The sequence below is a fragment of the Psychrobacter sp. APC 3426 genome, from assembly GCF_030408035.1.
GTDB lineage: Bacteria > Pseudomonadota > Gammaproteobacteria > Pseudomonadales > Moraxellaceae > Psychrobacter.
In genome coordinates, this window is the sequence record NZ_JASDCF010000005.1 from 76,480 (window position 1) to 89,522 (window position 13,043).

At 45.5% G+C, this 13,043-nt stretch carries 9 protein-coding genes; 3 read left to right on the forward strand and 6 right to left on the reverse strand.

The features are described from left to right. Positions 1-190: 190 nt before the first annotated feature. Entirely contained in the window at positions 191-4,120 is a 3,930-nt protein-coding gene (locus tag QL919_RS04965; protein ID WP_290188469.1) for an AAA family ATPase, read from the reverse strand. A gap of 277 nt (positions 4,121-4,397) precedes the next feature. Between QL919_RS04965 and QL919_RS04970 the strand changes: the two genes are divergently transcribed. Next, positions 4,398-4,697: a DUF4298 domain-containing protein gene (locus QL919_RS04970; protein WP_290188470.1), complete on the forward strand. Its 300-nt coding sequence runs from the start codon at positions 4,398-4,400 to the stop codon at positions 4,695-4,697. A gap of 1 nt (position 4,698) precedes the next feature. Here QL919_RS04970 and QL919_RS04975 read toward each other — a convergent pair whose 3' ends face one another. Further along, positions 4,699-5,502 (reverse strand): sulfite exporter TauE/SafE family protein, encoded by an 804-nt coding sequence (locus QL919_RS04975; RefSeq protein WP_290188471.1) that lies wholly within the window; start codon positions 5,500-5,502, stop codon positions 4,699-4,701. Positions 5,503-5,677: 175 nt separating this feature from the next. Between QL919_RS04975 and QL919_RS04980 the strand changes: the two genes are divergently transcribed. Next, positions 5,678-6,628 (forward strand): biotin--[acetyl-CoA-carboxylase] ligase, encoded by a 951-nt coding sequence (locus QL919_RS04980; protein WP_290188472.1) that lies wholly within the window; start codon positions 5,678-5,680, stop codon positions 6,626-6,628. Between the two features lie 37 nt (positions 6,629-6,665). Next, positions 6,666-7,394 (forward strand): pantothenate kinase, encoded by a 729-nt coding sequence (locus QL919_RS04985; RefSeq protein WP_290188473.1) that lies wholly within the window; start codon positions 6,666-6,668, stop codon positions 7,392-7,394. Between the two features lie 235 nt (positions 7,395-7,629). Here the strand turns inward: QL919_RS04985 and QL919_RS04990 are convergent, their stop codons facing one another. The 4 genes from QL919_RS04990 to QL919_RS05005 all read right to left on the reverse strand — a co-directional run bounded on the left by QL919_RS04990 (position 7,630) and on the right by QL919_RS05005 (position 12,928). Then, entirely contained in the window at positions 7,630-8,817 is a 1,188-nt protein-coding gene (locus QL919_RS04990) for an isovaleryl-CoA dehydrogenase (protein WP_290188474.1), read from the reverse strand. 79 nt (positions 8,818-8,896) lie between these two features. Then, complete coding sequence (locus tag QL919_RS04995) at positions 8,897-9,817, reverse strand: hydroxymethylglutaryl-CoA lyase (RefSeq protein WP_290188475.1); 921 nt, start codon at positions 9,815-9,817, stop codon at positions 8,897-8,899. A gap of 36 nt (positions 9,818-9,853) precedes the next feature. Then, complete coding sequence (locus QL919_RS05000; RefSeq protein WP_290188476.1) at positions 9,854-11,965, reverse strand: acetyl/propionyl/methylcrotonyl-CoA carboxylase subunit alpha; 2,112 nt, start codon at positions 11,963-11,965, stop codon at positions 9,854-9,856. A 168-nt stretch (positions 11,966-12,133) separates the two neighbouring features. Beyond that, complete coding sequence (locus tag QL919_RS05005) at positions 12,134-12,928, reverse strand: enoyl-CoA hydratase/isomerase family protein (RefSeq protein ID WP_290188477.1); 795 nt, start codon at positions 12,926-12,928, stop codon at positions 12,134-12,136. Between the last annotated feature and the right edge of the window lie 115 nt (positions 12,929-13,043).

Consider the following 13,043-nt stretch of genomic DNA (forward strand, 5'->3'; position numbering starts at 1 on the left):
AGGGAATACATAAGAGGCTACAAATGGCAATAGTCTAGCATGGCTAACGGTTATCGTCACCATATAGTAGCCGTTTATAGTGTGCTATTTATTATCGCAGTTATCAGCATAAATGTTGTTATATCAACGTTAACATCATCATTCGCTATCATTGTTCGTTATTTACATGCCATAATCTCAATCACTTTTGTTAACTATCAATATAGCTTGCCGCCTCATCGAGTGAGACACTGACCAAAGTAGAAATGCCTGCGTTCGGCATCGTAATACCCTTAAGCTCATCGGCAATCTGCATCGTCAGCTTATTATGGCTGATAAAAATAAACTGCAAGTCGTCTGCTAACTCATGAATCAAACTGGTAAAGCGAGCAACGTTGGCATCATCAAGCGGCGCATCGACTTCATCAAGCACACAAAACGGTGCAGGATGCTGCTTAAATATCGCAAAAATTAAACTTAGCGCGGTCAAGGTTTTCTCACCACCGGAAAGTACAGCAAGGCGACTATTACGTTTGCCCTTTGGTTGTGCCATTAAAGTCAGCCCTGCCCGCCACTGTTCTGATTTTGGCGCATTAGCAGGCATATCGTCAGTATTGAGGGTTAAGCTTGCTTGCCCGCCACCAAAGACTTTGGCAAATAAATTGGCAAGCTCGCTATTGACCGCCTCAAGCGTCTGCATAAATAGCGTTTTGGTAGTCTCATCAATCGAGGCAATCGCCTCCGTTAACGTCTCCATACTGGCAGCAATATCTTCTGTCTGCTGCGCCAGCGGTTCTAAACGCTCATTGACCTCAGCCAGTTCTGCCACCGCGGCAAGATTGACCGCGCCAATTTTACTTAACTGCTGGTCAAGCTTAGCATGCTCACTCTCAAGCTCAGCTATTTTTTCTGGGCGTACACGGCGATCATGGGCGATAAAGTCCGCTAATAAATTTGAGACACTAATCGGTTGCTGTGGTAACTCTTTATCAGTTTTATATCTATGCCTAATGCCATAGTAAGCTTCTAAAGCCTCTTGCGTATGAGTACTGGCATCTTCTAGACGTGCCGCGCTTAATGCCAGCTCGGTAGCGTGATGTGCAAGCTTGCTTTGCTGAGTCTGCAATGACTGTTGTAGCGTATCTACCTCTATCTGCTGCTGACTATATTCCTCTTTGAGAGCCGTTAATGTCGTCTCACGTTCTGCCAATACTGTCTGCTGTTCATCGCGTGCTGTCTGCGCTGTGTGCAATGCTGCTTGCAGTGCTGGCAGTTTGTTTTGCTGCTGCTCATGACGCACCTTTAGACTTCGCTCGTTTTGTAGTGACTTACCATGTTGCTCACTCGCACGGGCAAGACTACTAACGCTATGCTCTAAACGCATCTCGCTTTGTTGAATACCAAGTTGCAATGCTTGCCAAGCGTCATCATCTGCCTGACGTGTGCGGGTAAGCTCACTACGTTCGGACTGCAACTGCTGACTCAATGTCCGAGCATCCGCTATTTGTGGAGTCAGCGCCGCTATCTCACTTTGAATACGCTGTTGCTCATGATTGAGGGCTTGCAACTCTTGCTCAAGCTCTTGTTGCTCTTGCTCAAGGGCTTCTTTGTCAGCATTTAGACGCTGGCTGTCTGCTTGTAGACGTTCAGCGTTGGCGCGCTGAGTGGTAAGCTGCTGCTGGTATTGATGCTTATCGCGGGTTAATTGCTCCGCTTGAGCGCGAGTTTCTTCTAAGCTGATCGTTAACGCATCGTAGTTACGCTGGTTATTAGCGATAGTCTTTTGCTGCTCTTGTATTTTGGTTTCAAACTCATCAAGCAAATCTTCTAACGCTTGTAGACGGCTGCGCTGCTGTAAACGCTGGCTTAAGAATTGACTATTGCTATCGTTTTGACCATCTTGCGCACCAATAAACTTACTGAGATTAATCGTACCCTGACAACTGATAATCCAGCCGTCCGAGGTTAGCAGAATTGCTGATGATGGTAATATTTTCAGAATATCAGCGAGCGCTTCAAGTGTCTGCTTATTAGTAGCGTCAGATTGTGCGACATATAAATAACATTGCTGCCAAAGCGCTAAGTTAGGTGCAGTAATCAGCTCTGATAAAGACAGTACTGTATCAGTCAAACTGTCAGGCAATTCGCTAACAAATAAATTATCTTTAACCTCACTTTGCTTAGCAGATAGCCACAGGCTATGGCCTGTTTCTATTGAAGAACTCTCTTCTCTATTACTACGCTCATTTTGTGCAGTCTGATAAGTAAACAAATGCGTTAAGTCATGCTCAAGCGCTTGCCATAAGCTATCGGCTGTTTGAGAGTCATCATTAATCTTTTCACTGCTAGTTTGGTTAGAAACCAGCACATGACTATCGAGCCATAACGCCATTACGCTATCGAGTAACTCTGCGTGCTGCTGACCTTTCGCGCTTAACTCAATCTGCTCACGTAAGGTGGTGATAGCTAAGTCATTATAGTCGTTGGCTATTTCATTTTCTAAATCAGTTTTTACATTAGCAGACTGTTGCGACTTTGGCATGGGTTTAGGATGTAATATCTGATGTAGAGTATCGTACTCACCTGCTAAAACTGCGTGACGTTTTTCATCCTCGCTCAACTCGCGTTGCTGCATGTTCAAGCGTTGTTGTAAATCATGGGCTTGCGGTTGTAGTTTAGACAGTCGTTCATCAACGCTATCTTGTTGACGCTCAATCTGCTGCAACTGTTTATTTAGCTCAGTCACTTGCGTCTCTAATGTGCGCTGCAAATTGTTCGCATCAGCCTGCTCTTGTCCATTACCATCAGCCCTGTCAGTATTGGCAGCTGGTGCTAGTGACTGTTGTAGTTGCTGCCATAGACTCTGCCAGTTTTGCTGGCGACGCTGCCATTTATCATAGTTTTGCTGATGCCGTTTTTGCGCTTGGCTATTAATCGCTTGCTGCTGCTCAAGTGCACGCGCATTATCTTGCAGGCGTGACAGATTATTTTGCGCATCATGGTAGGCGCGCTGTAATGGTTGCTCGTTGCGTTTATGCGAATCGCGTTTATTGGTTAACTCGCTAAGCTGTGGGCGCAAGCCTTCTAGCACATTATGCTGCTCAGCCTGCTCGGTTTTTAAGCGCTCAATTTCATCGACTGCTTGCTCACGCTGCTGCTCTAAACTAACTAGCTGCTGCTCAATGACGGCGAGCTGCGACGTTGCATCACTGAGCTGGTGCTCAGCTTGTTGATAGCTTAGCTGCTGCTGATAATGTGCACTTTGAGCATCATCTTTTAGCCACTGCTCTTGATTGATATGGGCAGCAAGCTTATCTTGTTTGGCTTTTAGAGTCTCATAGCTGGCTTGTAGTGTGGCGACCTCATTAGCGCTACGTTCATGGGCGATTTTTTGCTGCTGCTGGTTATGCTTAGCTTGATACAGTTGCTGAATGGCAAGTTGCTGCTTGATATCAGCAAGTGTTAACGCTAGCTCTTCGTAACGCTGAGCGCTTTCTGCTTGCTTAGATAACCGTTTTTGCTGGCTAATCAGCTCGCTTTGCATATCATGCAGACGTGCTAAATTATCTTTAGTTTTCTCTAGCTTTTTTTGCGTTTCTTCGCGGCGCGCTTGATAACGCGAAACCCCTGCCGCCTCTTCGATAAACTCTCGCAGCTGCATGGGGCTAGATTCAACAATTCGCCCAATCATACCTTGTTCGATAACCGCATAACTGCGCGCGCCAAGCCCAGTTCCCAAGAACACATCAACTACATCACGGCGACGGCAGCGCGTGCCATTGATAAAGTAGTCTGAGCGTCCTTCCTTATTTACCTGTCGGCGTACTGACAGCTCTTGATAGAGATTGAATTCATGGCGAATACCCGTCTGTTCATCTTGCGTATGCTCAAAAGTAAGCTCGACACTGGCAACACTTTTGGCGGATTTGTCTTGCGTGCCGGCAAAGATGACATCACTCATAGCTCCGCCACGTAACTGCTTGGCAGAGGTCTCACCCAGCACCCAGCGAATGGCATCAATCACGTTGGATTTGCCACAGCCGTTCGGCCCGACAATGGCAGTGATACCATGACGGAAGGTAAAAGTCGTTGGATTGGCAAAGGATTTAAAACCTGCCAGCTTTAGAGATTTTAGGCGCATCAATAATCAATAAACTTAGCGAAAACAGGCGGCTATTCTACCTGAAATTGTGACGAGTTTTTAGAGTTTGTGAGGAATGCTATAATATGTTCACTTTAAAAAGTATATAGTGCTACTGGGATGAATTTTGTGTAGCCTCTGGATTGACGAAGTCGCACAGCAAGCAAGGAAAATTTATACCAGTAGCACATTCAAATCTATATACTAGTTTTATTTCAATTCATTATATGATACTGCTCAAAAGCTAAATTATTAATCACTAAAAAAGAGAATTAAAATGGCAGAATATAACCCGCAAGAACTACAACAAAAATATGAAGAATGGTGTGAGCTACATCGTAAACAGCTTGAGGCGCAACAGCAGTTCTTAAAAGCTGAAGCATTGCAAAACGAATTAAAAGACTACTATCTAAATCCGCAATGGATGACAGATCGTGAAGCGGATCTGCCAATTGAACACTCAGGTAAAGAGTACTCAATCTTTAGTGAAGATGCGCTTTGGAGTATGCTCAGCGACCATAGTGAGTTAGCAAGAAAGTGGATGCGTCTGGGGCTGGATGCGATTGATAAGAAATAACTTAAATCACCCCAATCCCACTTAACAATAACTGCCCACCTACAAATAATAACAACACCCCAAAAGCACGCTTAAGTGTTAGCGCAGGTAATACATGGGCAAGCTTGGCACCGACTTTTGCCATAGCGAAGCTGACAACGGAAATACATAAAAACCCACTAATATGTACAAAGCCTATTGTACCTTCAGGCAGGTTGACCATATCTTGACCGAACCATGCAAATCCTGCTGCGCCAGCCAATGCAATCGGCAGGCCACAAGCAGCTGAAGTGCCGACTGCTTGCTTCATCGGTAGTCCAGCCCAATTTAAAAATGGTACGGTCAAGCTACCACCGCCAATTCCGAAGATAGACGACGCCATCCCAATCCCTGTACCCGCACCAAACTGCACACCAGCGGACGGTAACGGCTTACCTAGCTGCTCTTTGTTAGAAAAGAACAACATCTTTAAAGCAACCAATAACGCCCCGACACCGATGATGGCTTGCAATACCTTACCGTCAATCATGTCAGCAACACCCGCGCCAACGAGGCTACCGATGACCAAGCCCAACGCCATTTTTCGCCATACTTCCCAGCGTACACCGCCGCGCTTATTATGCGCCGTGAGTGAGCTAATAGAAGTCACTACAATGGTCGCAAGTGAGGTACCAACTGCCAAATGGGTCACCACTTCAGGAGGAAAATGATACGCAGTAAAAATCCATACCAATGCTGGCACGATAATCATGCCGCCACCGACGCCAAACAAACCTGCACTGACCCCAGCAAACGCCCCTGCAATGACAAACCACACATATAACATAGCTCTACCTTTTATTATGGTTATTTTTAGATGATAATAACCAGCGCCTGCGCGTCATTAGCATCTAAGTCGTGACAATTCTGCCGATGGCTGTCATTCTTAAAATTGCCTTAGTATATCAAATGCTATCTTAAAGACTCGATTAAACCTTATATGAACTACAGCGACTAAATTTATGCCGTTATCTATATCTATGCCGTCACCAGCCAATTACTCTGTCCATTTACCTGAGCTTACCCATCGTCATGTGACCAGCAGCGCCTCTACCAATAGTGAGCTGATAGACGCTGTGCAAGATGCTACGCTTGACGCTACTGAGTTGCATTTATTAACGGCTGAGACCCAAAGCGCAGGACGTGGACAGCGCGGTCGTTCATGGCAATCACCGCGCGGCAATGTCTACTTGTCGTTATACCATCCAGTACACATGCCGATTAGCGGTTTACTATCGCTGATTATCGGCGTTGAGTTGGCAAAAATGCCCGTTATCCAAATGCTGAATGAGCAATTACGCGCGCAAGGTTTAGTCCCTATTGGCGTAAAATGGGCCAATGACTTGGGCTTTTATCAAAATTTACCTGAAGCAGATAAAGCTGAACCAGACACACAAATTATTCAATTTAATAAGCTTGCTGGTATTTTAATTGAACCTGTGTGGAAGGCAGGAAAATTGGTTGGCGTGGTCATGGGCGTTGGACTTAATGTACAAGCTGCGCCAAAACTAACCACGCAGACTTGCGAAGGCATGAGCTATCAAGCCATTAGCTTACAAGATATTTATGGAATGCTAGCGTCAGATAACGCGAACACTCTACCAACCTTACAAACGTTTTATCAACAAATTAGTGAAGCGTTATTGGCGGCTATGACGCGCTTTGAGCATTTTGATATAGAAAGACCCACTGGGCATACCTACTATCTGGATGGCTTTTTGCAAGAGTTTGCAACGATGGATGCACTGGCAGGTCTGCGATTACGTGTCACCCAAGACCATGATGATAATTCGCATGTAATCACTGGTGACGCCTGCAGTATTGATACAAACGGCTGTTTGCAATTGCGTGAAGATAACGGTAAGATTTCTGCGCTTTTTACCGGTCGTATTGATGTGATTCGTGAGGCGTAGAACACATACTTAACGAGCACCATATAAAGGGATTTTTATGCTCTGGTTAGATCTTGGCAATACCCGTCTAAAATACTGGCTCACTGATGATATCGGCCAGATAGTCGCGCACGATGCCAAGCAGCATTTGCAAGCGCCTGCCGAATTACTCATGGGTCTAACTGATCGCTTTGAGCGTTATGCGCCTGACTTTATCGGTATATCGTCTGTACTAGGTGACGAGCTCAACGTAAAAGTATCAGAGACCTTGAGTCGTCTAGATATTCCGTTTGAGTTTGTCCATGTTGATGCTGAACATCCATTGATGCGTAGCGCCTACAACGACGAACAGCTCGGCTGTGATCGTTGGCTACAAATGCTAGGCGCAGTTGATAAGAAAAAGCGTCAATGCGTGATTGGCTGCGGTACAGCTGTAACGATTGATTTGATTGATCACGCTGAGCATTTAGGCGGTTATATTTTCCCAAGCATCTATCTGCAACGTGAATCCCTATTCTCTGGTACCAAGCAAATCACCATCTCTAACGGTACGTTTGATAGCGTCAGTCAGGGAGTTACCACGCAAGATGCGGTCCATCGCGGGATATTATTATCTATCGTTGGTGCCATCAATGAAATCAGTAACCGGCATCCAAACTTTGAGCTCATCATGACGGGTGGTGATGCTCATATCATTGCGCAACATATTAATCGTTCAGTGCGCCTGCGCGATGATTTATTATTAAATGGTTTGGCACGTTATTTTGATCATAGTAAACAGGCATGACGACTGAAAAAATTTTATAAGCTAGAAATAAAAAAAGCAGTACGTTTTAAGCGTACTGCTTTTTTGTTATAGCCTGTTCGACTTCAAACCCATACAGATTGCTAATGTGATGAGTTTTTCGCAGCCTCTGTCACGCCTGCGAACAGCAAGTAAGAAAAATTTAGCCCATTAGCACGAGGATATTAATGTATCGATTTTATTCTGAAATTAATATCTAACGAACCCTCGATAAGTTTTATTTAGTCTCGTTAAACAGCTCACGACCAACCAACATACGGCGAATCTCACTGGTACCTGCACCGATCTCATAGAGCTTAGCATCACGCCAGAAACGACCTAGAGGATACTCATTGGTATAGCCATTACCGCCGAAAATTTGAATGCCCTCGCCTGCCATCCAAGTGGCTTTTTCGGCACACCATAAAATCACACTGGCGCAATCTTTACGCACTTCTCGACTATGACCTGCACCGCGCTGATCTAGCATATCGAGATTTTTACCAACGGTGTATAAGAAGCTACGTCCCGCTTGCAAGATGGTATACATGTCCGCGACTTTACCTTGAATGAGTTGGAACTCACCAATCGCTTGACCAAACTGCTTACGATCATGTATGTACGGAACAACGTTATCCATCACCGCTTGCATGATACCGATAGGACCGGCAGCCAATACCGCGCGCTCGTAATCAAGCCCACTCATCAGTACTTTAACGCCTTCGTTGAGACCGCCTAAGATATTCTCTTTAGGGACTTCAACATTATTAAAAGTCATCTCACCGGTATGACTACCGCGCATGCCGAGCTTATCGAGCTTTTGCGCTGTACCAAAGCCTTCCATGCCTTTTTCAACGATAAATGCCGTCATGCCTTTCGCACCCATTTCTGGATTGGTCTTAGCATAAACCACCATTACATTAGCATCAGGACCATTGGTAATCCACATTTTGCTACCGTTTAGAATGTAGCTACCGTCTTTTTCTTCGGCTTTTAGCTTCATACTAACCACATCTGAGCCAGCACCGGTTTCACTCATCGCTAGCGCACCGATGAATTCACCACTGATGAGCTTAGGCAGATACTTTTGCTTTTGTTCCTCTGAGCCATTACGTTTGATTTGGTTGATACATAGGTTTGAGTGCGCACCATAGCTCAGCGCTACAGAGGCAGAAGCACGGCTAATCTCTTCCATCGCGACCATATGAGCAACGTAACCCATGTTAGAGCCGCCGTACTCTTCAGGAACAGTGATACCATGCAAACCTAGGTCGCCCATTTTTTGCCATAAATCCATTGGGAACTCATCGCTGCTATCAATCTCAGCGGCACGCGGGGCAATTTCTTTCGCCGCAAACTGCTGCACCACATCACGTAAAGCATCGATATCTTCGCCAAGCTGAAAGTTCAATCCAGGTAAACTCATAACCATTCCTTGTATTTTGATGTTTTAAATATTAAATGTTAATTTATCTTTAAAGCCATTATATTTTCAGCGCATTTAATTAGGACTGACGCTTATTAATCAACGCACGCGCCACGCTTGACCCATTACGACGACCTAAAAAATCACTGATACGCTCGCCAGCGACGACTAATTTATCCAAGTCAATGCCAGTGCTGATACCCATACCATGCAGCATATAAACTATGTCTTCAGTTGCGACATTACCCGTTGCGCCTTTGGCATAAGGGCAGCCGCCAAGTCCAGCCACTGAGGTATCAAATTCGCTGACGCCCATTTGTAAAGCGGCTAAAGTATTACTGACGGCTTGACCATAAGTATCATGGAAATGTCCTGATAGCATAGCGATGTCGGCATATTCTAATGCGGCTTGTAGCGCGCGCTGTACTTTCAGCGGAGTACCAACACCAATGGTATCAGCAATACCAATCTGTTCTGAACCAATCTCAACCAAGCGCTTAGTCACATAAGCCACTTGGCTAGGATCAATCTCGCCCTCGTAAGGACAGCCGACCGTACAAGAGATGACGCCGCGCACTTTGATGCCCTGCTCTTTTGCAGCAGCGGCAACGGGTGCAAAACGTTCAATACTTTCATCAATACTGCAATTGATGTTTTTTTGACTAAAGGTTTCACTGGCTGAGCCAAAAATTACTATTTCATCAGGACGATGCACAATAGCATTTTCAAAACCGCGCATATTGGGCACGAGTACCGAATAAATAACGTCATCACGCCTATTATCTGCAAGCACGGTCATCAGCTCACTGTTGTCACCCATTTGCGGCACCCACTTTGGCGAGACAAAGCTGGTCGCCTCGAGCTTTTTGACGCCTGCTGCGATTAAATCGTTGATAAGCGTTTGCTTAACCGCAGTTGGCACCGTCATGGACTCGTTTTGTAAGCCATCACGTGGGCTAACATCCACGATGGTGACGTGCTCTGGATACGGATGGCTCATGGTTATTATCCTTTCATTGTTCTTATACTTCGGCTCTTAAGCTTCGCTAGCTTCCGTGTCAATACGCAGCAGCTCATCACCATCTGCAACCGAGTCACCCGCCGCAAATAACAATTCTGCCACCACGCCGTCAGTTGGTGCGGTAATGGTATGTTCAATTTTCATCGCTTCGATAACGGCGAGTGGCTCGCCTTTCTTCACGCTATCGCCGACAGCCACTTTGAAGGCAACGACCTGCCCTGGCATTGGTGACTTCAAACTACCGACCGCTGCAGACTCTTCGCCCACATGTGCCATAATATCAATTAGCGTAATCTCGTCCCGACCGCTATCTGTGAACACATAAACGGTCTCATTATGTACCCAGCTCTGGGCGTTAATACGTGCGCCTTCTAGCCATAAAGTATGATTGTGTGCGTCACTGCTGGCGTAGCTGACTTCACTTTCATAAACACTCTCTGTCTGAGCGGCTACATTGACATTATCTTGAGTGTCGTTACTCGCGATCTCTTTTTCAATGATCAACGTAAAGCTGCTGGTATTTTCAGCACCCTTTTTACTGTCAGAATAATGTGCGTTGTGCCAATTGCTAATACGGGCGCTATAAGCTTGCTCATCATAAACCAAGCTAAAAGATCTTGCATAAGCGTTATAAGCACGGAAACCAGTAGGCTTACTAAACGGATCTGCATCTGCGTCTTGTGCAATCCCTTCACTGGCAAGCTGCTGCGCGATAGCAGTAACAGCAAGCGTCGATAACTGAATCGGATGCTGATTAAACAGCTCGTCCGCCTCACGCTCTATCAATGCGGTATCGAGATTAGCCTTACTAAACGACTCAGTATTGAGAATGTAGCGCAAAAATGCCACGTTAGTCGGCAAGCCAACGATGCGTGTTTGTCCCAGTGCTCGATCAAGCTTTGCCAATGCTTGCTCACGAGTGGGCGCATGAACGATAAGCTTAGCAATCATGGAGTCGTAGAACGGGCTAATGACATCACCCCCGCGTACCCCATCATCGATACGTACATCGGTAATGTTAAAGGTGCTGTGCTCAGGTTTTTGATAGGTAAATAAAGTACCTGTCGCTGGCAAAAAGCCATTGTCAGGGTTTTCTGCACAGATACGCGCTTCAATCGCATGACCATTAATCGCCAGCTCATCTTGCTGCTTAGGTAATGGCTGACCCGCGGCGACCAAGAGTTGCCACTCGACCAAATCGACACCAGTAATGGCTTCACTGACTGGATGCTCAACTTGCAAACGGGTATTCATCTCCATGAAATAAAAGTTCATAGAGCCTTCGCGCTGTTCAACGATAAACTCAACGGTACCCGCACCAAAATAATTGACCGCACGCGCCGCTTCAATTGCCGCTGTTCCCATCGCTTCACGCATGGTAGCGTCAACACCTGGAGCTGGCGCTTCCTCTAATACCTTTTGATGGCGGCGTTGTACCGAGCAATCACGCTCAAACAGATGCACATAATTGCCATGCGTATCACCAAATACTTGAATTTCGATATGGCGTGGTTTTAGGGCGTACTTTTCAATCAATACTTGGTCATTGCCAAAACTGGTAATCGCTTCGCGGCGACAGGAGTCTAGTAAGTCAATAAAATCGCTGCTCTGCTCAACGATACGCATGCCTTTACCGCCACCGCCGGCACTGGCTTTAATCAGTACTGGATAGCCAATGCTGTCTGCTTGCTGCTTTAAAAACTGGGCATCTTGATTGTCACCATGATAACCCGGTATCAGTGGCACGCCAGCCGCTTCCATCAAACGCTTGGACTCAGATTTACCGCCCATTGCGCGAATCGCATCAGCTGATGGTCCGATAAAGACCAAACCTGCATCCTGACAGGCTTGCGCAAAATCCGCATTTTCACTTAAAAACCCATAACCTGGGTGAATCGCTTCTGCACCTGTCTCTTTAGCAATCGCAATGATAGCATCGCCTTTAAGATAGCTGTCTTTGGGAGACGATCCGCCCAAATAAACGGCTTCATCACAGACAGCGACATGCTTAGCTTCACGGTCAGCATCAGAATAAACAGCGACGGTGTTTACACCCAGACGCTTGGCAGTTGCTGCAACACGGCAGGCAATTTCACCACGGTTGGCGATTAGAATTTTAGAAAACATAACTATCCCTGTGTCTTGTCGTTTTTATCGTTTTTAACATTCGTTTGTGACATTAATAAATAATGATAAATAATAAAATCTAGGTTGATGTTGACGTGTGACTGTTTTTAAGAAAATGGCATTGATTGTTCATTTATCATCAATTTAACAAAAGTCTCTTTTCTACTATTAATTTGCTGCCAGCCAATCAGGCTTGCGCTTCTGTAAAAAAGCTTGCACTCCTTCCTTACCTTGCTCTGATGAACGAATATCAGCGATGCCTTTTACCGTAGCGGCAATCAAATCATCGGTAATGGGTGCGCCCGCTATTTCATGTAATAATTGTTTACAGGTCTTAACCGCATCAGGGCTGTTTTTGACCATTTTAGCGCAGAATGCAGCAACGGCATCATCAAGAGACTCTTCACTGACGCGCTCATGAATAAAGCCAAGTTTAAGTGCTTTTTTGGCATTAAAAATCTCAGCGCTTAAGAAATAACGTTGCGACGCTCTAGCACCTAGCGCTCTAATAACATAAGGACTAATCGTCGCAGGGGCTAACCCCAAACGGACTTCACTCAAGCAAAAGTTCGCAATCTTGACGGCGATAGCCACATCACAAACAGCGACCAAACCCATGCCACCTGCATAGACATCGCCTTGAATAGCAGCAACCGTCGGCTTAGGACACTCATAAATGGTCTTAAGCATTTGCGCAAGCTTATCAGCATCGGCTAGGTTTTCTTCATAGCTATAATCCGCCATGGCGCACATCCAATTAAGATCCGCACCAGCACAGAAAGCTTTACCAGCAGCAGCTAGCACAATGACTCGGACATTATCATCAGTGCCAAGCTTGTTAAATACATCCGTTAATTCGGCAATCATTTCGTCATTAAAAGCATTACGTATCTCAGGGCGATTTAATGTCACCGTAGCGACGTGCTGCTCAATATCGACCAATAGGCTTTTATAATTATTCATATAGAGTTATCTCAATGTTTTGTGGTAACTTTTGCATGTCTTTTTTTACGGATAATTTTGCGTAATGTTCTTTTTTACTTCTAACACCGTCATTCTATCTTCGAAAAGAAATGGG

Coding starts and splice junctions, on each gene's coding strand:
- QL919_RS04980 (WP_290188472.1), top strand. CDS start 5,678: ATGCCGTTATCTATATCTATGCCGTCACCAGCCAATTACTCTGTCCAT.
- QL919_RS04990 (WP_290188474.1), bottom strand. CDS start 8,817: ATGAGTTTACCTGGATTGAACTTTCAGCTTGGCGAAGATATCGATGCT.
- QL919_RS04995 (WP_290188475.1), bottom strand. CDS start 9,817: ATGAGCCATCCGTATCCAGAGCACGTCACCATCGTGGATGTTAGCCCA.
- QL919_RS04965 (WP_290188469.1), bottom strand. CDS start 4,120: ATGCGCCTAAAATCTCTAAAGCTGGCAGGTTTTAAATCCTTTGCCAAT.
- QL919_RS05000 (WP_290188476.1), bottom strand. CDS start 11,965: ATGTTTTCTAAAATTCTAATCGCCAACCGTGGTGAAATTGCCTGCCGT.
- QL919_RS04975 (WP_290188471.1), bottom strand. CDS start 5,502: ATGTTATATGTGTGGTTTGTCATTGCAGGGGCGTTTGCTGGGGTCAGT.
- QL919_RS04970 (WP_290188470.1), top strand. CDS start 4,398: ATGGCAGAATATAACCCGCAAGAACTACAACAAAAATATGAAGAATGG.
- QL919_RS05005 (WP_290188477.1), bottom strand. CDS start 12,928: ATGAATAATTATAAAAGCCTATTGGTCGATATTGAGCAGCACGTCGCT.
- QL919_RS04985 (WP_290188473.1), top strand. CDS start 6,666: ATGCTCTGGTTAGATCTTGGCAATACCCGTCTAAAATACTGGCTCACT.